The organism is Rhizobium leguminosarum bv. trifolii WSM2297 (genome assembly GCF_000271845.1).
In genome coordinates this window covers 1,265,958-1,285,248 of record NZ_JH719393.1, presented here as the reverse complement: position 1 = coordinate 1,285,248, position 19,291 = coordinate 1,265,958, and the positions used below count along the sequence as shown (strand labels likewise).

The window sequence follows — 19,291 nt, the reverse complement described above, 5'->3', positions numbered from 1 at the left end:
CGGCCGGGCTGTTGTCAAATCCTCTCGCAACGACGACCAATGCCCTTCCGGCCGACGTCCTTTCGCGCGCGATCGGACGCAGGTTTTTCCACCGGCGGCGCTCTTACGACAGTGATTGCGGGGCAAGCCGCACATATTTGATGGCGCGCCGGTAATAGGTGTAGGCGATATGGAGTGTGCCGTCGTCGCCCTCTATGATCGAGGGATAGGAGAATTCGCGGTTCAGCGAATCCTTCGAGTTGTTGCTGAGGCAGAAGCCGTCGCCGGTATCGAGATCCACGCGATGCGGAAAGCTCCTGCCGCCATCCCTCGAGATCGCCAGGCTCAGCGGCGCCCGCGGAACCCCCCAGACCGCCTTGCGGCCGATATCGGCGGCGACAACAGTGAATTCTTTGGTCTCGCCGCCCTCGATTTCGTCATAGAGAGACTGGCGCCTCGCATCCGATGTGCTTGCATTCGAGTGGTTATAAACCATTGCAATCGCTCCATCATTCAGGATCGTGGCCTGGATCGAGGAGTTGTTGTTCGGCAGTTCGGTCGGCTCGGGCGCGCTCCACGTTTCGCCGCTATCGGACGATCGGCTGGAAAGAATGCTCTCGGCGAAACGATTGCGGTAGAAGGCGACCATTTTGTCGCCTCCGAGCGGCAGGATGTTCATGTGTACGGCGCCGATGCTGTCTGGAATATCGTGCATCCGCCAGCTCGCGCCGCCGTCCCGCGAGATCAGCACCGCTGCCGTATCGGCGTCGCCGCTCCAGCGCTGGCCGTTGCGACCGACGCAGCGGAAGACCGGTAACAGCCAGTCGCCCTTGCCGTTGACGACGAGCGGTTGGCGAACGAAGGTGCCGGGGCTGTCGCAGAGGACGCTGACCGGCCCGAAGCTTTTGCCGCCATCGTCTGATGTGCGGCATTTGACAACGGAACCGTCCTGATTGCCTGAGGTCTGCGAGGTATAGAGCAGCCAAATCTTTCCGTCAGGAGCGTTGAAAATCAACGGGTTCTGCTCTGATTTCTGCGGGTCGTCGCTCATCTTGTCTGGTTCGGACCAGCGCTCGGCGCCGGGGGCCAACCGCGACATGTAAATCGAAATGTCGCCCATGCCCTCCATCGTGCCGCCGAACCAGACGCAGCTGAGCGTGCCGTCGGGCAGAAAGGCGAGATTTGCCGCATGGTTCTGGATGCAGGGTGAGGGCAGATAGGCATCGGCCCGGCCATTCATGGCTGGGCGAGGGGTGATAAGCCCAGTCATCATGGCGGGCACGACTTCCGAAGGCAGGCCGGTAAAACTCATGGGCGATCTCCTCAAGGCAGCTTGGCATAGCTTTCGGCAAGTGCGGCGTAATCCGCCTCGCCGAGCGGCATCAGCGGTGCGCGCGTGCGCTTCCAGGCGGGGTTGCCGGTCTTCAATCCGACCATTGCCTTGATGGTCGGGATCTGGACGTAGGAGTTGGAAAGCGTGCGATAGGCGTTGATACGCGCCTGTGCCGCCTCGACATCGCCAGCGCGCGCCTCATCATGGACATGGTCGTAAACTGTGCGCAGCGAATCCGCCACCAGATTGGAAGTGGCGGTGATGCAGCCAGCGCCGCCGGCCTTCATCAGCGGCAGCAGCAGCGGGTCGGCGCCGGCCAGCACCGAAAAGCCGGGATAGGCGGCGATGATTGCCTGCATGTTGTTGAAATCGCCGGCCGATTCCTTGATGCCGACCACCGTTTCCGGAAAGGCTGCAATCAGCCGGCCGATCAGCGGGATGGACAGTGGAACGCCCGAGACCTGCGGGATATGATAGAGGATCACCTTCAGGCGAGTGTCGGCGACCTTTTCCAGCACTTGCGAATAGGCGGCAAAGAGGCCGTCGTCGGAGACGCCCTTGTAATAGAAGGGCGGCAGCATAACCACCTTGGTGACACCGAGCGACAGCGCGTGCCGGGTCAGTTCCACGGTCTCCGGAATGGCGACGACGCCGGTGCCCGGCAGAAGCCTGTCGGCGGGAATGCCGGCCCTCACAGCCGCTTCCAGAATGGCGCGGCGCTCAGTGCCGGAGAAGGAATTGGCCTCGCCCGTCGTGCCGAGCAGCGCCACGCCATGGCATCCCTCGGCCAGCAACTGCCGGCAATGGTCGGTGAAAAGGACGAAATCAGGCGTATTGTCCGCCGTCAGCGGCGTTGCGGCCGCGCTGAAAACGCCTGTGATCCTATGTTGGCTCATTCCGCCCTCCTCGGCGCGTCGGTCTGCCGATCCATGTTTGAACCGCCCCGCTGCGCATGAATTCTCATCCGTCTGCCGCTATGAAGTGCCAAGAACTTCCATTGCAGGTCTTTTGTCAAGAAGACAAAATGCTGTGACGCGAAGGTGGAAATTTAACTAGTTGATATTATTTGATTATTTTTGCGACGAAATTTTGTTCGAACTAAAACAGTGATTTTTTGTTGACATATTTACAATAACGAGGGAACCATAAGGAACGGATTGTGCTGCGCCTGGCAGGTGCGGGGAGAGCGCTGCCGAATTCACCGTGGGAGGAATGCCATGTCTTTTGATCAATCTGAGAAAACCAATTTATCGCGCCGCAATGCGCTGAAGCTCGGTCTTGCGGCCGGCGTCGGCCTGACCGTATTCGGGATGAATGCCCGCATCGTGATGGCTGATGAGGGCCAGGTCCTGAAAGTCGCACATCCGGCCTTCGACCAGGACTGGTCACCGCTGCGCGGCGGCGGCAGGACATTCCGCTGGAATTCGATCTGGTGGGCCTCACCGATGTATTTCGATAGCGAAGGCAATATCAAGCCCTACGTCTTCACCAGCTGGGAATCGGCCGACAATACCGTCTGGACATTCAAGATCGATCCCAAGGCGGTTTTCTCAGACGGCAGTAAGATCACCTCGGCCGACGTCAAGGGATCGTGGGAAGTCTCCTCGATGCCGAACACCAAGAACCAGCGCGCCGACCAGGTGCTGAGCAAGGTCAAGGGTTATGCCGAAATCGCCGCGGGTTCCGGCAATGAGTTGACCGGTGTCGCAGCACCCGACGAGGGGACGGTGGTCGTGACGCTTGCCGCCGCCGATCCGATCTTCTTCATGCGCCTTGCAAACCACATCGCGCCGATCACCAAGGCGGCGCAGTCGCGCGGCAGCGACGGCGAGGAGATCGTCGACTGGTACAAGCCTGAGAACAAGCCGGTCTTCTCCGGTCCGTTCAAGCTGGCGAGCATCGATATCGATGCCGGCAAGCTCTCTTTCGAGCCGAATGAAAAATTCTTCGGGCCCAAGCCGAAGCTTGCGCGCATCGACATCACCTCGATCGAGGACAATGTGACGGCGACGTCCCTGATCAAATCCGGCGAGTTCAACGCTCACACCGAGCTGATCACCTCGACGATCATCCAGGATCTCGGTCCGGAATTCTCGGCCGGCCCGCTGATCCCGACCAGCCAGCATTTCTGGTTCAATATCTCCCGCGCGCCGATGGACGATCCGAAGGTTCGCCAGGCACTGATCATGGCGGTCGACCGCGACGGCCTGTTCAAGGCGTCCTATCCGGATGGGCCGCACAAGAAGGCCGACCAGATCCTCAACGCAGTTCCAGGTGCCGAAAATTCCGGTTTCGAGCCATATCCCTTTGATCCGGCGGCCGCCAAGAAGCTGCTTTCTGAATCCACCTATGGGGGGCCTGAGCGCCTGCCGAAGATCCTGTTCGTCGGTATCTCGGGACCGGCCATTCAGGCCGCCGCCCAGTTCATCGCCGAGCAGTGGCGCCAGAATCTCGGCATAACAGCCGTCGACATGAAGCCGCAGCAGGACGCCTATGCCGGTCCGGATCAGAATTCCGTCCAGATCTTCCGCGACGACGTCGGCACCCGTGTTCCTGATGCCGTGTCCTATCTCGCGGGCTCCATCGCCTCGACCTCGTCGAACGCTCAAAACAAGCTCGGCGGATACAAGAACGACAAGGTCGACAGCGCCCTTGCCGAAGCGACGACCAAAGCTGCGGATGATCCGCAGCGCGTTGCTCTCGCCCAGCAAGCCCAGAAGGCGTTCCGCGACGATTGGGCGTTCATCCCGTGGTATTCTCAGGCGATGTCGCGCTGGGCCACCAAGGAGGTCAAGGGCCTGGACAAGAACCTCGACTGGCAGGTCGTCGAGCCCTGGAACATTTCCATCGGTTGATCCGGGGAAGGTCGTTCCAATTGCCAATAAGCGCGCGGAGGCTGCAAGGCCTTCGCGCAAGTTTCAAGAAGAAGAGATGCGATCTGCCGGGCTTCTGAGAGAGGCGGACCGCATCGAACAACAGGTGAGAGGTGGCCATGCTGCGCTACGTGCTAACCCGGTTTGTCATCTGGATTCCGTCCGTCCTTGTGGTGATGCTGGCCGTCTATGCGCTGGCCTTCTATGGCGCCGGCGATCCGATAAAACTCATTTTCCTGCGCGCGCCGGGCGATGTCGCCTATAATCCGCAGCGCATCGAAGCCATCCGCGAAAGCGCCGGCCTCAACAGACCCTTCATCGAGCAGTTCGGTCTTTACATCTGGAACCTGCTGCACGGCCGGTTCGGCAATTCGCTGACCTCGGGCCGCGCCGTCTGGGCGATGGTCTCGGCCGCTGCCCCCGTCTCCTTTCAGCTCGCCCTCTGTTCCATCATCCTGACGACCGTCGTCGCGATCCCGCTCGGCATGATCGCCGCGCTGAACCAGAATTCCCGGCTCGACTACGCCATTCTGGGGTCGGCGCTTTTCCTCTGGGCGATCCCGGCCTATGTTGCAGGTCCCTTGCTGATGGTCGGCCTGATCGTACTGCTACCGGGCGCAAGCGTACCCTATGGCTGGGGCGGCATTTTCGATGTGCGGATCCTGCTGCCGCTGCTCGTGCTTTCCTTCCAGCCGATCGCGCTGATCGTGCGCCAGACCCGTGCGGCCGTCATCGAGGTGCTATCGGAGGATTTCGTGCGGACCGCACGCGCCAAGGGCGTGCCCGAGATCATCGTGGCGCTCCGCCATATCCTGAGGCCGGTGCTGACGCCTGTCGTGACCCAGCTCGGTCTGATCATGATCACCATCGTCAATGGCGCGATCTTCGTCGAACTGGTTTTCGGCCTGCCTGGCCTCGGCCGCCTGACGGTGCAGGCGCTGATCAATTCCGATTATCCGGTCATTCTGGCGATTACGCTGATCGGGTCGTTCCTGGTGATGGTGTCGAACCTTTTGGTCGACGTGCTTTATCCGCTGCTCGATCCGCGCGCCAATGATGCAAGACGGAGCCGCTGACCATGTCCGCAATTCCTCTTTCCACCCCTGAAACCATCGAGGAACAGCCGGTCAGCCTGTGGCGTGATGCCTGGTATCGGTTGAAGCGCAACAAGCTCGCCATCTTCGGGCTCGTCGTCGTGCTGATCCTCGCCTTCACGGCAATCTTCGGGCCTTACCTGACGCCTTACGACTATCTGAGCCAGGATCTCAACGCCCGCAACGCGCTGCCGTCGATGAGCCATCTCTTCGGAACCGACGACCTTGGCCGCGATGTCTTCAGCCGCGTGGTCTTCGGCACGCGGACCGCCTTTCTCGTCGCCGTCATCGTCACCTTCTTCGCGGTGCTGATCGGCCTCACGCTCGGTGCCGTGGCCGGCTTCTTCGGCAATCCCTTCGACCGCATCATCATGTGGCTGACCGACGTGACGATGTCGGTTCCGAACCTTCTGCTCGTCGTCGTCATCAATGCATCGCTGAAAACGCCGATCACCCGATGGATGGAGGCGCGTTACCTCGAGACCCTCAATCCCTTCTACCGACAGACGATATGGGTGGATTTCATCCTCGTCTTCGGATCGATGGCGCTGATCTCCTGGCCGCCCTATGCCCGCCTGGTGCGCGCCCAGGTGCTGTCGATCCGCAGCCGGCCCTATATCACCGCGGCACAGGCGCTCGGCCTGTCGAACTGGGTCATCATCAAGCGGTATGTCGTGCCGAATGCGCTCGGGCCGCTGATCGTCTCGGTCAGCGCCGGTCTCGGCACGGCGATGGTGCTGGAAAGCGCCTTCAGCTTTCTGGGCGTCGGCGTCAATCCGCCGACACCGAGCTGGGGCAACATGATTTCGGACGGCCTTCGCGTCTGGCAGCATTATCCGCATCTTCTCGCCGCTCCGGCGGCGGTGCTCGGCCTTGCCTCGGTTGCCTTCAGCTTCCTCGGCGACGGCCTCAACGACGCGCTCAATCCGCGGGGCAACAAATGATCGACACGCAAAACACCGAACGCCTGCTCGATGTCAGGGGCCTCACCGTCGAGATCGACGGCCGCAACGGCCCCGCCGTCGTCGTCGACGGCATCGATCTCCATGTCGACAGGGGCGAGACGCTGGGTATCGTCGGCGAATCCGGCTGCGGCAAAAGCCTCACCATGCTGAGCCTGATGCGGCTGCTGCCGAACAAGATCAAGGTCACCAAGGGAACGGCAACCTTCAATGGTCGCGACCTGCAGACGATGTCGAATGCCGAACTGCGCAAGGTGCGCGGCGGCGATATCGGCTTCGTCTTCCAGGATCCGATGACCTCGCTCAATCCCGTCATGCGGGTCGGCGCCCAGATCTGCGAGCCGCTGATCTATCACCGCGGGATGAAAAAGGCAGAAGCGCGCGCCCGCGCTGTCGAGCTTCTGCGCCTCGTCGGCATTCCAGGCCCGGAAGAGCGGCTGCAGGCCTTTCCGCACGAACTATCAGGCGGCATGCGCCAGCGGGTGATGATCGCCATCGGTCTTGCCTGCAATCCGAAACTGCTGATCGCCGATGAGCCGACGACGGCGCTCGACGTCACCATCCAGGCCCAGATCGTCGATCTGGTGAAGCATCTCAGAACCAAGCTCGGCATGTCGGTCGTCTGGATCACCCACGACCTGGCGTTGATCGCCGGCCTCGTCGATCGCGTCGCCGTTCTCTATGCCGGTATGGTCGTCGAAGACGCGCCGGTCGATGATCTCTATGCCCGTCCGAGCCATCCCTATACACGCGGTCTGCTCTCCTCGATCCCGAAACTATCAGATCCGCCGGCAAGCCGGCTGAGCTCGATCGGCGGCACGCCGCCGGAGCCCGGCCGCCGGCCGAAGGGCTGCCCGTTTGCACCACGCTGCCCATTGGTTGAAGCGATCTGTCACGAGAACGTGCCGCAGCTTGAACCTTTGAGCGGCAGCAGCAATCACCGCGCCGCCTGTTTCGTCGTCCAGAGAATGCAGGAGGCGGCATGATGGGTGCTCAACCGCTGCTCAAGATCGAAAACCTGGTCAAGCATTTCCACGTCAAGCTCGGCGCCTTCGGTGAGCGCTCGGCGACCGTCTATGCGCTCGACAATGTCAACCTCGATATCATGGAAGGCGAGACGCTGAGCCTCGTCGGCGAATCCGGCTGCGGCAAATCGACGACCGGCTTCACCATCCTCAATCTCTACAAGGCGACCAGCGGCAAGGTCGTCTACAAGGGCCAGGATCTGGCCACGCTCGACGAAAAGCAGATGCGGCCGTTCCGCCGCGACCTGCAGATCGTCTTCCAGGATCCCTATTCGACGCTCAATCCGCGCATGACGGTGGGCGAGGCGATCGGCGAGCCGATCCTCTTCCACAAGCTCTGCGCAAAAACTGAACTCAAGGACCGGGTGGCCGCGCTGCTGACCGATGTCGGCTTGTCGACCCGCTTTGCCCAGCGTTACCCGCATGAGCTTTCCGGCGGCCAGCGCCAGCGCGTCGTTATTGCCCGCGCACTCGCCTGCCAGCCGAAATTCATCGTCTGCGACGAGGCGATCTCGGCGCTCGACGTGTCGATTCAGGCGCAGATCATCAACCTGCTCCTCGATCTGCAGGAAAAATACGGGCTGACCTATCTCTTCATCGCTCATGATCTGGCGGTGGTGCGACACATCAGCACCCGCGTCGGCGTCATGTATCTCGGGCGGCTCGCCGAACTTGCCAGCCGTGAGGAACTCTTCGACAATCCGCTGCATCCCTATACCAGGGCGCTTCTGTCGGCCGTTCCGGAGACCGATCCGGAGCATGAGCGCACCCGGCAGCGGCAGATCCTGCAGGGCGACGTGCCGAGCCCCCTGAACCCACCGTCGGGCTGCCGTTTCCACACGCGCTGCCCGATCGCCATGGATGTCTGCAGCAAGGTCATCCCGGAGTGGAAAACGGCCAAACCCGGCCATCTTGTCGCCTGCCACGCCGTGAATACGGAGCAGATCGCATGACGCTGAAGGCCGCGATCATCGCCGATGACCTGACGGGTGCGCTCGATACCGGCACGCCATTCGTCACGGCCGGCCTTTCGGTTGCGGTCGCCGTTAGTGTCGAGGCGACGCGGGATGCGATCGCCACCGGCTGCGATGTCGTCGTCGTCAACACCGCTTCGCGCGCGCTGAACGAGCGCGAGGCTGCCGAAAGGATTCGACTGGCTGTGGAAATGCTTGGCGGCGCGAAGCCCGCCATCGTCATGAAGAAGATCGACTCCCGGCTGAAGGGCAATGTCGCTGCGGAAAGCCTGGCACTGGCAGGTGCGCTCGGCCTGAAGAACATTCTTGTCGCGCCTGCCATTCCCGATCAGGAGCGCCTGACCTACCGCGGCTGCGTCGTCGGCCGCGGTGTCGACAGGCCGTTGCCGATCGCCGATCTTTTCACGGGCGTGGACAATGTTGCCGTCGCGGATGCCGAAGACGATACCGATCTCGATCAAATCGTCGAGGGTCATGTCTGGCGGACGACGCTTGGGGTCGGTGCGCGCGGCCTTGGTGCTGCATTCGCCCGTCGGCTCGGTGAAACAGGGGGGCGGACGGTAACTGAATTTACGCCAACCCGGCGCACGCTGTTTGCCTTCGGCTCGCGCGATCCGATCACCTCAGCCCAGATGAACCGGCTCGAAGCCTCGGGCGCCTTACGTATGGTGGTGGATGCGCCGATGGGCGAGATCGAATGCGGAGAGGGCCTGGCGCTGCCGGTGCTGTTGCGCTGCAGCGGCGACATGGCAGCCGATGCGGCGCTCGTCGCCGTTGATTTTGCCGCGGGCGTCAAAAGGGTGATCGACGATACCAGGCCCGATATGCTGATGGTCGGCGGCGGTGATACCGCGCTTGCGGTTTTCCGTGCATTGGGGGTGAGGGTGCTCACGCCAAAGGGCGAGATCGAGGCCGGCATTCCATGGTTCGACGTTGCGGCCGAAGGCGGACGGCATTTTCGGTGCGCCGTCAAGTCGGGGGGCTTCGGGAACCCGGATAGTTTGTTAAAACTGGTTCTTCGGAATCAGGCGGCATAAGATACCGCCGGGGAGAATGACGTGGTTGAAGTGAATGGCGAATCTTTGAACGCGGAAGCCGGCCCGCCGGGCAAGCCCGAACGCGGCAAGGCCGTCAAGCTGGTCGACCGCGTCTTCGACCAACTGCTCGAGCGTATCCGCGGCGGCAACTATCCGCCGGATTCACGCCTTCCCGGCGAACATGAGCTTGCTTCGATGCTGGGTGTTTCGAGGCCGATCGTCCGCGACGCGCTGGCGCGCCTGCGCGATCAGGGCATGGTCTATGCCCGCCAAGGTGCCGGCACCTTCGTCAGTGCGCATGGGTCGCCAACGACACAGCTGGCCTATTCGCCTGTTAAGACCATTGCCGACATTCAGCGCTGCTACGAATTCCGCCTGACCATCGAGCCGGCCGCCGCCTATTTTGCAGCCAAGCGCCGCAATGAGCAGGCGATCCAGAAGATCGCCAGCGCGCTTGCCGATCTGCGCGAGGCGACCAGCCATCAGCTTCACCGCACGGATGCCGATTTCATCTTTCACCGCGCGGTCACGGAGGCTGCCAACAATCATTATTACACGGCCTCGATCGATGCGCTGAAAGCCCATATCGCCGTCGGTATGCATCTCCATGGCCTTTCCCTGCTTGGCCCACGGCAGGGGCTGGAACAGGTCTATGAAGAGCATAACGCCATCTACAAGGCGATCGCCGATGGCCAGGCTGACGATGCGCAAAGGCTGATGAAGGCGCATCTCGAAGGCTCCCGTGACCGTCTGTTCGAAGGCAGGGCACTCGACCTTTCCTTCTGACCGCTTCCCGAGGAGCTATGCGCGCGACCTCACGGATCGCGCTGAAACTCAAACCATGGGATGCAACAGTGGCCGAGGAGCCGCCACAGACGTCACAGCCGGTCGATAGCCGTTGACCTGACGACGATCTCGTCTTGCTTAAAACGGATCTGCAACGCCTTTCGATAGGATCTCCACCATTCGCGGTCGATATCGTCCGCCATCACTTCGACGACAACGATACGGTCTTCCTCGATGGCGCCGCCATCGTTCCAAAGGCCCTCCGCCGGGGCGTTGGTAAAAAGGGTCGCGCCTCCGAACTTGTCGGTCAGCTCGCTGCGGACCGCATCGAACCGACTATGGGCGTCGTCCGTTAGCGGGAGTAGGATCTCGATCAAGAAAGCCATGTCGCTGCTTTCGTTCGCGTTCGAACCGAGTTTGGATCGGACGGTTTCCCGGCGACAAGAGATACCGACACTGAGTTCGGAACGCGATGCCGGGCCCTGCTACCTCGGCATCGCGGCTTCGAAACCGAGGCGCTGTCGTTCTATTTGTTGAGATCCTTGGCCATCTGAAGATGATGTTCCAGTGCGGGCCGGGTGCTTGCTGCCCATGCCTTCAGCTGGGGATCGTCCCCTTCGTCGCCGTAGCGCTTGAAGAGATCGACGGCGTCTTCATGGGCGGATTCCTGGTCGGAATGATATTGCTTGTTAAAATCGGCTCCCTGCAGGCCGTTCAGCTTGTCGAGCATGCTCTGCTGAGCCGACGTCATGGCCCCCGGAAGGGTCGCTTTGACCTTGCCGCCGGAGACCAGTGCCTTCAACTCCTCGCTGGTCTTCTGATGGTCGGTGACCATCTGCTGGGCAAAGGCCTTGGTCGCATCGTCGCCGCGCTCGACAGCGAGCTTGCTGGAGGCGATTTCGAACATATCGCTGGTGGCTGCTTCCTTGACGAAATCCTCGGTTTTCGGCGGGACGCCCATCAGGGAATTGACACCGGTCTTTTCGGCCGCGGATTGGGCGAAGGCCGGGACGGCAAGCGAGAGGGCGAGCGAGGCGATAACAAGGCGTTTCATGGGGATCTCCTGGGTTGATCGTCCGCTAACTCCAGGACAGGCTGAGAGTTCCCCTTTTTGTCAGCCGGATTTCTGCTTCTTGATGATGCTGATGTTGCCGCTCACTTCGACGATGGCAAATTTTATCTCCGTCACGCTCTCGATGCCCTCCTGGCTTCGAGCCGCTTGCATGACATCTTCCTTCTGCAGGCGGGCTCCTTTGAGCGCGCCTTCGTCGTAGACGCCATCCGTCACCAGGACGGTCGGAACGCCATCGATGATATGAGCTGCGCGAGGCCACCACCGCTTCACATAGGAGAGGCCGATGTCGGTCGTAAACAGCGTCAGGATCAGAATGACGGCGTTGGTCAGAGAGAAGTCGTCGCCAAGCATTGCCTGCTGCGTGGTTTCGGAGATCACCAGCACGATGACCAGGTCGAAAGGCGTCATCTGGGCCAACGTCCGCCTTCCCGAGAGACGGATGATCAGGAGAAGCGTGAAATAGATTGCCAGTCCGCGTAAAACTGCATCCACGGCGACGCCCTCATGGAAAAATGAAAGTGGATTGCGCGCGGGTCTCACCGCCGATGCCGATGGTGGTGCGGCAAAGGCCGGGGAGCTGCGTCTGCAGACGAAACACGATCTGCGTCGCCCTTGCCGGATCGCTGTGGAATACGTAGCCTATCCGCCCCTCCCGGGCGAAGGTCGCCTTCTGAGGCGGATCGATGCCTTGAACCGAAAAGGTTTGAAGAAAGGCGGCATCGATTGTGAAGACCCGGTCCTCGGGCGAAGGCGCAAAGTTCACTGTCAGATTTTCGGGAGCATTCCATCGGGAGATGAGGGGAAAGTCCACGGCGCCTTCGGGAAACAAGACAGTTTGCCGCGAAAACGGACCGCCTCTTCCAAGGAGACCCAGCAAGCAGGTGGCCAGAAGTAGCGTGAACATGATCCAGGACAGACGTTGCACTGCCCAGAACTTTCTCTGGAACCCGTCATGATCGAGCACGCCTTCTGGCAGGGCAGGCAAATTTTGCGCTTTTTCCATGACCTCTCCGTCGGTGTTTGGCAGAGAACTCGGGCCGGACGCAACGGTTCCCCGCGACGGGGCGGCCTCTGTGTACATCGAATGTGCAGCAGTCCAGGCGGCTTCGCCGATCAAGGGAACGAAGACCACTCCCCCGAGATCTTCTTCCTCGAACGTAGTAGCTCCGGTGCGGGTAACGCGTATCAGGCGCTGCGTATCGCCATGGCCGACCGGGATGATAAGCCGCCCCCCGACGTCCAGCTGCTCCTTCAACGCGGGAGGAACCTCAGGTGCCGCCGCAGAGACGATAATGGCATCGAACGGAGCTGCGTTTGCCCAGCCCTTGCTGCCGTCGCCAATTCGGACGTCGATGTTATGATATCCGAGCGTTTCGAACCGTTCCCGGGCCCGAAGCGCCAACCGCTCATGGCGCTCAATGGAATAGACGTGCTTGACGATCAGGCTGATGAGAGCAGAAGCATAGCCGGAGCCCGTTCCGACCTCGAGCACTTTGTCGCCGGCTTTCAGATCGGCCTTTTCGAGCATCAGGGCCACAATGAACGGCTGCGAAATCGTTTGGCCCTCGCCGATCGACAGCGGCGCATCCTCATAGGCGAATTCCTCGAAGCCTAGAGCGACGAATTTTTCGCGAGGCACCGTGCGCATCGCCTCGATGACGCTTCGATCGCCAATGCCACGTCGCGTCAGCTGATGCTCAACCATGCGATCTCGGATGCCCGTCATATCCATGGATCGGTTCCATTGTCGGCGGTTGTAGCTTGGCTTATGGGCCGGGCAGTGGAAAACAAGGGGAGAGCCTCGTCATTCCGATCGTTGCCGGTCTCCATTTGGGAACTTAGTGTGAAGAGCGAAGTTCGACAGGCATATGCAAACAGAAAATACCATTCACCTGAGGCGTCAGTGTCCACGAACCCACTCATCAACGAACCCGTCGAAGACCTTTCTTCCCGCCTCGGGGCGATGACCGACGACGAAGTGTTCGCGACCATGACCGAGTTGGAAAAGGCCAGCGACGCTGCCGGGGACGACGCGGCAGAAGAGATCCTTGCCCGGATTGCTTTGACCGAAAGCGAGATCGAGCGGCGCTATCCAGGCGAACTGCTCGCGCCCTATCGCAATTGGAAGCAACGACAGCCGCTGCTCTGAGGACTTCGCCACGGACGATCTTCCGCCGACTACGAAACAGAGATTGGAGGTTTCAATGAGCAGTTCCGAGACGACGACGGACCACAAGGTGATCCAGAAATGGGCGGAGAAAAGGGACGGTAAACCGGCGGTGATCCGCGCCGGCGGTAAAGGCGGCGGCGTGTTGCGCATCGATTTCGGAGAAAAGGAAGAGGAGTTCGACGAGATCGGCTGGGACGAATTCTTCAAGATCTTCGACGACAACAAGCTGGCTTTTCTCTACCAGGACAAGACCAAGGACGGAAAGACGAGCCGTTTCAACAAATTCGTCGAGCGCAGTTAACCGCTGGACGCGGCTGTAGAGATCCGATCGCCGCGGCGCCGTCGCTTTCTCTCCTTATCCCGCGCGTCATAGCCGATCCCTGCGATGTCGTCGGCTTCGTCTTCCCTGCCAGCCGATCGCCATGCCCATGAAATCGAGCGGGATGGCGCCGGATCATGGCGTCGCGCCCGTCGGCGCTTTCACGACGCTTCTCCTCGCCAGCCGTCGATGGCGCCTCAACCTCAGCTATGAAGAAATGCTCCGTCAAGAGAGCGACATCAAAGTGTCGCGGGATTTATCGCTCGGAAGGACGAGAGGACCGTGTTTCCGACCGCCCCGATGCGGATGGGCCGTGTCGAAACGTTTGTAAATCACGCTCCCGCGACTACCTTATGTGAAGTTCCCTTCTCTCCGCAGGAGAGAGGAGACGAACCGGGAGCAAGTCATGTGCAGAAATATCAAGCCTCTCTTCAATTTCGATCCGCCAGCGACGCACGTGGAGATTCATGACGCGGCGCTTCAATTCGTGCGCAAGTTGAGCGGAACCACTAAGCCGTCGAAACGCAATGAGGCGGCGTTTGACCAGGCGGTTATCTCAATCGCCAAGTGCGCCCACGAGCTGCTCAGTTCGCTTGAGACCTCCCAACCTCCTCGTGATCGAGAGGAAGTTGCCGCAAAGGCGCGCGCGAGAACAGCGATCCGCTTCGCGTAAGAGCTCCGGCTTACCCTGCCGCATAGCCCGAGCAGATGAGGGCTGCGCTTCAACGTCCTTCGGTCGTTAACGGTCCACCGTTTTGCGTTTTGAACGAGAGCATATAAAGCCCGCTGTGCACCCAGCGCCCTCGCTCTGGTCCCGACTTCCCGTAGAATGGCTGACGAGAAAACGCCCGCATGAAAGCGCCGCGTCGATTGTCTGCCTGACGTCCATGGTTCTGGCCTTTAGGGAGCTTCAAGGCAGATAAGGCGTCGAAACGAACTTTGGTCAAATGCATCCGAGCGGGGATCGAGCGGCGGCTGGAGGACTACCGCCATTTCTCGATGAGAAATCCCGACAGGCCCTGAACGGGATCGCTGTGGGGTATAGGTACGGACGAGATTTTCACCAGCATTTCGCTTGAAGCAGCCGAGGTCTGAATGTCGGCTTGCTGTCCCTTAGGATAAGCGCCGACCACCTGGAAGTCCGAAGTGCACCCGAGATTTTGGTGCCCCGTTCCGGCTGGAAGCACCAGACAGTCTCCCGCCGCGACCTTTAGTGCTTGACCGCCGGGACCGCCGATCAGCAGGGTGGCGGTACCAACTGAAATTCCAAGCACCTCATGGGCGCCGGAATGGTAGTGCTGATAATCGAATACACCGTTTGTCCAGATGCCTGTCCAACCGTTGGCTGCGAAGCGACTTTTAAAATCAGTTGCTTCACCGTCGGCAAAAAGCCCCCTGTAAACCACTACAGGAAGACGCTGATTGTTCGGAACCCAATCACTCGGCTCGAACATTATCGTCTCGGCGTTCATGTTGAATGCGCCGGTGATGACGGCGAGGCCTTTGCCCGATTGACTGTGCGCCATGACGCGTCTCCTTACGGTTTCAAAACGACCTTGATGCATCCGTCCTGCTTATCTCGAAAGGTCTTGTAGAGAGCCGGACCGTCTTCGAGCGTACCGCGATGGGTGATGACGAAGGAGGGATCGATTTCCCCCGTTTGAATGCGCTCCAGCAGTATCGGCAGGTAATGCTGGACCGGCGTCTGGGCCATCTTGAAGGTCAGGCCGCGATTTATCGCCGAGCCCATTGGGATCTTGTCCAGGAAACCACCATAAACTCCGACGATCGAGACCGTGCCGAAATTGCGGCAGCAATGGATGGCCTGGCGCAACACGTGCGGACGGTCGGTTCCCATGAACATCGCGACCTTGATGCGGTCGAGGCGCGAATCCCAGCTGGCAGCCGCCTCTGCTTCGGTCCCGACGGCATCGATGCAGGCGTCGGCGCCACGACCGTCGGTCAAATCCATGATCTGGTCGTAGATATCCTTGTCCATGAAATCGAGCGGTATGGCGCCGGCCGCTTTCGCGAGCGCCATGCGCTCAGGCACGGCATCGATGGCAATCACCCGCGCGGCACCGAGCAGGAAAGCCGAACGAATGGCCATCTGGCCGACCGGTCCGCAGCCCCAGATCGCGATCGTATCGCCCGGCTGGATGTTGCAAAACTCCGCGGCCATGTAGCCGGTCGGGAAAATATCCGACAGGAAGAGCACTTGCTCGTCGGAAAGCCCGTCAGGCACCTTGATCGGTCCGACGTCGGCATAGGGCACTCGCAGATATTCCGCCTGCCCGCCGGCATAACCGCCGAGCAGATGTGAATAGCCGAAAAGGCCGGCCGGTGAATTGCCCCATAATTTGGCGACTTTCGCGCGATCAGGGTTGGAGCGTTCGCACCCCGAATAGAAGCCGCGCTTGCAAAAGAAACATTCGCCGCAGGAGATGGTAAAGGGGACGACGACGCGATCACCAACCTTGAGCTTGGTATTGTCCTTGCCGACCTCTACAACCTCGCCCATGGTCTCGTGGCCCATGACGTCGCCGCTGTGCATCTCCGGCATAACGCCGTCGTAAAGATGCAGATCCGATCCGCAGATTGCGCAGGCGGTAACCTTGATGATGGCGTCTCGCCCGTCCTCAATGCGAGGATCCGGGACGCTGTCGCAACGGATATCATGCTTGCCATGCCAGGTAAGGGCTCTCACAATGGTTTCTCCTCAGCAATCCTCAACGGCGCCCCAACCCCAGCTTTCCGCAAAAGTTCCAATGGGGAAGGTGGCGTGCCGGATCAAAGAGGTGCACGCCAACTGGCAGCCTCGACGAGTTGGATATTGCGACCATTGCCGTCGACGGATGCCTGCTGCTGCGAAGCCCTAAAGCTGCTGGCGGCCGGAACATTCACGGTCGTCCGTTGTTTGGCGACGTGGTTTCGCGTTGAAAAGTAACCTTCCCTTGGGCATTGATTGGAGAATGCCGTGCACAGACGAGCGAAGATCTCGGCCGGCGCCAACGGCAGGCCGGGACACGAGACACAAGAAAACGGTCCTGATGATGGTGATCGTTTGGTTGAGCTGCAGGCTGTGGAAATCCAACGCGCGAAAACAAGGCTGTTGGTGCGTTGGCGCGACGTACTGAACGACAAGCTGGATGAGATCGGTCTTGTGCAACGGGGACTGTCTCGCCACCACCGGAAGCCGACAGAACCGCAAGGCGCGGGCGCACAAGGTGCCGGTCGAGGCGCGCAGGTCCGGCTCTTTGGTGGAGGCTCTATTCTGCGCGAGACCTTTACTTTTGCCGCGGCGGACGGGGCCCGTCTATCGTCGAGCCTCCGCCAGCTCGAAAGGATCTTTCAACAACCTGCTGGTTCGAAATGCTGAAAGGTACTGTCCGGCTATTTTCGATTACCATTGCCGCCGTCGTGGTAGTCTCTTCGGTGACTTGGCTGGTGACAAGGCCCCACCCGCCGTTCGCTGCCGGAGATCCGAGGCTGACTCCGGGCGATGTTGAGCGCGGCCGGCTGGTATTTGCCGCGGGCGGTTGCGCGTCGTGCCATGCCTCTCCCGGCCAGTCGGATCGCCTGAAACTAGGGGGCGATCTCGCCTTAGCCTCGCCTTACGGAACGTTCAGGACTCCCAATATTTCGCCCGACCGCCAAGCCGGCATAGGCTCGTGGTCGGTGGTCGACCTGGCCAACGCGCTGATTGCAGGCGTGTCGCCGGAAGGGCAGCATTATTATCCAGTCTTTCCCTACGCGAGCTATACCGGAATGACACTCGACGACGTAAAGGATCTCTACGCCTTTCTGCATACGCTCGAGCCGGTCGCCGATCGACCGCAACCGCATGACATCAACCTGTTGTTCCGCATCCGGCGGTTCGTCGGCCTCTGGAAGTTTCTGTTCTTTTACGAGGGCCAGTCCGAGGGGATGCTCAACGTAAATCCCGAGCATCATCGAGGCGCTTATCTTGTCGAGGTACTCGGCCATTGCGCCGAATGCCATGCCTCCCGCAACGTCTTTGGGGCGATAAAGCCGAAAACACGGCTCGCGGGCGGGGTAAGCTCGGAAGGTGTCGGCTTCAACCCGAATATCACGCCGGCGGGTATCGGCTCCTGGTCGGAGAATGATATCGTGGAGATGCTGAAAAGCGGCAAAACGCGGGATCATGGTTATGTCGGCTGGTCGATGGCGGATGTCGTCAAAAATACGGCCGAACTTCCTGAGGAGGACCGTATTGCCATCGCTCGATACCTAAAGTCGCTGCCGCCGCGCCCGACACCCCATCCCTAGCTTCTTATGGCTATCGAAACCAAGGAATGGGGGCCCTCGATGATGCTGTGGGGGTCGCGTTGGAACCGGTGGATAAGCCAAACGTTTCCTAATGGAACAGAAATCTCGGGACGCAAATGGCATGAATACGGCTTTTAACAAGCCCGCGCCAAGGGTGGCCCTGGTCGTCGAGGACGATTACCTCCTGGCCAGCGACCTTGCGTCAAAGCTGTCGGAAGTCGGAGTGAAAGTCATCGGGCCGGCATCCAACGTTCCGCAAGCGCTGAAGTATATTGAAGATTTTTCCCAAATCGACGTCGCCATCTTGGATATCAATCTCAGTGGAACGATGGTGTTCCCGGTCGCCGATGAGCTATCAAGGCGCAATATTCCGTTTTTCTTTGCAACGGGCTATAGCCGGGACGTCGTTCCGCCCCGTTTCGCCGATCGGATTTTCGTGCAAAAGCCGCTGGATGACGGCGCGATCTACGGAGCGCTTTCCCAATGCCGGGGTCGAGCGGAAAGGGCATCGGCCGACCATGAAAATCTCATTCTTTCCGCGCTTTCGCCCCGCGAGCACGACCTCCTCCAGCCGCATCTGAAATCGGTTCGACTGGTACAAGGCGATATCCTCGAGCATCAGTTTGGAGAGATTACGGCAGTCTCCTTTGTCGAAACCGGAATTGTATCTTTGGTCGCCGTATCTCTCGATGGCTCACAGGCAGAAGCGGGCCTGATTGGGCGGGAAGGGATGACGGGAACCGGATTGCTCGACGGAGATTGGCGCACGCCTTACAAACTGGTTGTACAGATCGAAGGAACCGCTCAGCGCATCGACGTCGACAGGCTCCTTCGTCTTATGCAGAGAGCGCCGCAATTGCGCTCTCTTGCATCATCGTTTTCGAGGTCGCTCGCAATTCAGATCAGTTATACGGCCTTGGCCAACGGGCGGTATTCGATAGAGCAAAGGCTGGCGCGTTGGCTTCTTATGCTCAATGATCGCGTCGGCGGCAAAGTGCTGCACATCACCCACCAATATATGTCTTTCATGCTGGGCGTGCGACGTCCGGGCGTGACGGGAGCACTTCACGTCCTGGAAGGTGAGAAGCTCATCAGATCCACGCGAGGAACGGTCGTGGTGCTCGATCGGGACGGCCTCATTCTGAAGGCCCATGGTTCTTACGGCATCCCGGAGGCGGAATACGAGCGTTTGATGGGTTTTTCCTTGCGCGCCCGGAGCATCGAGATCAGCACGGCCGATCGTTCTTCACTTTTGGAGCCGCGCAATTCCAGGGACGATAGTAAAGCCGTTAATTCTCCGTAAACGGTCAACACCTCGTCGCAGCATTTAATCCAGCCGAGGGTCGCAACTTTTGCCTTTAGCGATAGTTCGAG

General features: G+C 60.2%; 21 protein-coding genes. 13 read left to right on the top strand and 8 right to left on the bottom strand.

Going from position 1 to position 19,291, the window contains the following annotated elements; genetic code table 11:
* Nucleotides 1–103: 103 nt before the first annotated feature.
* A complete protein-coding gene (locus RLEG4DRAFT_RS60265) occupies nt 104–1,291 on the bottom strand; it encodes a sialidase family protein (RefSeq protein ID WP_003576708.1) in 1,188 nt (395 codons plus the stop codon).
* An 11-nt stretch (nt 1,292–1,302) separates the two neighbouring features.
* Nucleotides 1,303–2,208 carry a dihydrodipicolinate synthase family protein gene (locus RLEG4DRAFT_RS60260; RefSeq protein ID WP_003576710.1) on the bottom strand — a complete coding sequence of 302 codons (906 nt, stop codon included), beginning with the start codon at nt 2,206–2,208 and terminating at the stop codon, nt 1,303–1,305.
* Nucleotides 2,209–2,529: 321 nt separating this feature from the next.
* Here RLEG4DRAFT_RS60260 and RLEG4DRAFT_RS60255 point away from each other — a divergent pair, with 321 nt between their 5' ends.
* The 7 genes from RLEG4DRAFT_RS60255 to RLEG4DRAFT_RS60225 all read left to right on the top strand — a co-directional run bounded on the left by RLEG4DRAFT_RS60255 (nt 2,530) and on the right by RLEG4DRAFT_RS60225 (nt 10,063).
* Nucleotides 2,530–4,167, top strand: a complete 1,638-nt coding sequence (locus RLEG4DRAFT_RS60255; protein WP_003576712.1) for an ABC transporter substrate-binding protein — start codon at nt 2,530–2,532, stop codon at nt 4,165–4,167.
* A gap of 137 nt (nt 4,168–4,304) precedes the next feature.
* Nucleotides 4,305–5,261, top strand: a complete 957-nt coding sequence (locus RLEG4DRAFT_RS60250; RefSeq protein ID WP_003576714.1) for an ABC transporter permease — start codon at nt 4,305–4,307, stop codon at nt 5,259–5,261.
* 2 nt (nt 5,262–5,263) lie between these two features.
* Entirely contained in the window at nt 5,264–6,223 is a 960-nt protein-coding gene (locus RLEG4DRAFT_RS60245; protein WP_003576716.1) for an ABC transporter permease, read from the top strand.
* Nucleotides 6,220–7,227 carry an ABC transporter ATP-binding protein gene (locus RLEG4DRAFT_RS60240; protein ID WP_003576718.1) on the top strand — a complete coding sequence of 336 codons (1,008 nt, stop codon included), beginning with the start codon at nt 6,220–6,222 and terminating at the stop codon, nt 7,225–7,227. Before RLEG4DRAFT_RS60245 ends, RLEG4DRAFT_RS60240 begins: the two co-directional genes overlap by 4 nt.
* Nucleotides 7,227–8,219, top strand: coding sequence for an ABC transporter ATP-binding protein (locus tag RLEG4DRAFT_RS60235; RefSeq protein ID WP_037093342.1), 993 nt, complete (start codon nt 7,227–7,229; stop codon nt 8,217–8,219). Before RLEG4DRAFT_RS60240 ends, RLEG4DRAFT_RS60235 begins: the two co-directional genes overlap by 1 nt.
* On the top strand, nt 8,216–9,277 hold the full coding sequence (locus RLEG4DRAFT_RS60230; RefSeq protein WP_003576722.1) for a four-carbon acid sugar kinase family protein: 1,062 nt from the start codon (nt 8,216–8,218) through the stop codon (nt 9,275–9,277). The genes RLEG4DRAFT_RS60235 and RLEG4DRAFT_RS60230 overlap by 4 nt, the downstream gene beginning before the upstream one ends.
* Before the next feature lie 21 nt (nt 9,278–9,298).
* On the top strand, nt 9,299–10,063 hold the full coding sequence (locus RLEG4DRAFT_RS60225) for a FadR/GntR family transcriptional regulator (RefSeq protein ID WP_003576724.1): 765 nt from the start codon (nt 9,299–9,301) through the stop codon (nt 10,061–10,063).
* A gap of 92 nt (nt 10,064–10,155) precedes the next feature.
* On the opposite strand, the gene RLEG4DRAFT_RS60220 is transcribed toward RLEG4DRAFT_RS60225, so the two are convergent.
* From RLEG4DRAFT_RS60220 to RLEG4DRAFT_RS60205, 4 genes are all read right to left on the bottom strand, one after another.
* Entirely contained in the window at nt 10,156–10,449 is a 294-nt protein-coding gene (locus RLEG4DRAFT_RS60220; RefSeq protein ID WP_003576726.1) for a hypothetical protein, read from the bottom strand.
* A gap of 140 nt (nt 10,450–10,589) precedes the next feature.
* Entirely contained in the window at nt 10,590–11,117 is a 528-nt protein-coding gene (locus RLEG4DRAFT_RS60215; protein WP_003576728.1) for a DUF4142 domain-containing protein, read from the bottom strand.
* 60 nt (nt 11,118–11,177) lie between these two features.
* The gene (locus RLEG4DRAFT_RS60210; RefSeq protein ID WP_003576729.1) at nt 11,178–11,630 is read right to left on the bottom strand and encodes a DUF421 domain-containing protein; all 453 of its coding nucleotides are present in this window, start codon (nt 11,628–11,630) and stop codon (nt 11,178–11,180) included.
* Between the two features lie 10 nt (nt 11,631–11,640).
* Nucleotides 11,641–12,870 carry a protein-L-isoaspartate(D-aspartate) O-methyltransferase gene (locus RLEG4DRAFT_RS60205; protein WP_003576730.1) on the bottom strand — a complete coding sequence of 410 codons (1,230 nt, stop codon included), beginning with the start codon at nt 12,868–12,870 and terminating at the stop codon, nt 11,641–11,643.
* 171 nt (nt 12,871–13,041) lie between these two features.
* On the opposite strand from RLEG4DRAFT_RS60205, the gene RLEG4DRAFT_RS60200 reads away from it, so the two are divergent.
* The 3 genes from RLEG4DRAFT_RS60200 (at nt 13,042) to RLEG4DRAFT_RS60190 (ending at nt 14,300) form a co-directional block, all read left to right on the top strand.
* Complete coding sequence (locus RLEG4DRAFT_RS60200) at nt 13,042–13,287, top strand: hypothetical protein (RefSeq protein WP_003576731.1); 246 nt, start codon at nt 13,042–13,044, stop codon at nt 13,285–13,287.
* A 55-nt stretch (nt 13,288–13,342) separates the two neighbouring features.
* Nucleotides 13,343–13,609, top strand: a complete 267-nt coding sequence (locus RLEG4DRAFT_RS60195; RefSeq protein WP_003576733.1) for a hypothetical protein — start codon at nt 13,343–13,345, stop codon at nt 13,607–13,609.
* A 424-nt stretch (nt 13,610–14,033) separates the two neighbouring features.
* Nucleotides 14,034–14,300 carry a DUF2277 domain-containing protein gene (locus RLEG4DRAFT_RS60190; protein WP_003576735.1) on the top strand — a complete coding sequence of 89 codons (267 nt, stop codon included), beginning with the start codon at nt 14,034–14,036 and terminating at the stop codon, nt 14,298–14,300.
* Nucleotides 14,301–14,610: 310 nt separating this feature from the next.
* Here RLEG4DRAFT_RS60190 and RLEG4DRAFT_RS60185 read toward each other — a convergent pair whose 3' ends face one another.
* Both RLEG4DRAFT_RS60185 and RLEG4DRAFT_RS60180 read right to left on the bottom strand, forming a co-directional pair.
* The gene (locus tag RLEG4DRAFT_RS60185) at nt 14,611–15,099 is read right to left on the bottom strand and encodes a cupin (protein ID WP_037093471.1); all 489 of its coding nucleotides are present in this window, start codon (nt 15,097–15,099) and stop codon (nt 14,611–14,613) included.
* A gap of 65 nt (nt 15,100–15,164) precedes the next feature.
* Nucleotides 15,165–16,334 carry a zinc-dependent alcohol dehydrogenase gene (locus RLEG4DRAFT_RS60180; protein WP_003576739.1) on the bottom strand — a complete coding sequence of 390 codons (1,170 nt, stop codon included), beginning with the start codon at nt 16,332–16,334 and terminating at the stop codon, nt 15,165–15,167.
* 270 nt (nt 16,335–16,604) lie between these two features.
* Here RLEG4DRAFT_RS60180 and RLEG4DRAFT_RS60175 point away from each other — a divergent pair, with 270 nt between their 5' ends.
* From RLEG4DRAFT_RS60175 to RLEG4DRAFT_RS60165, 3 genes are all read left to right on the top strand, one after another.
* Complete coding sequence (locus tag RLEG4DRAFT_RS60175) at nt 16,605–17,006, top strand: hypothetical protein (RefSeq protein ID WP_210161324.1); 402 nt, start codon at nt 16,605–16,607, stop codon at nt 17,004–17,006.
* Nucleotides 17,000–17,917 (top strand): c-type cytochrome, encoded by a 918-nt coding sequence (locus RLEG4DRAFT_RS60170; RefSeq protein WP_003576740.1) that lies wholly within the window; start codon nt 17,000–17,002, stop codon nt 17,915–17,917. Before RLEG4DRAFT_RS60175 ends, RLEG4DRAFT_RS60170 begins: the two co-directional genes overlap by 7 nt.
* Before the next feature lie 121 nt (nt 17,918–18,038).
* Complete coding sequence (locus RLEG4DRAFT_RS60165; RefSeq protein WP_003576742.1) at nt 18,039–19,220, top strand: helix-turn-helix domain-containing protein; 1,182 nt, start codon at nt 18,039–18,041, stop codon at nt 19,218–19,220.
* The last annotated feature ends 71 nt before the right edge of the window (nt 19,221–19,291 follow it).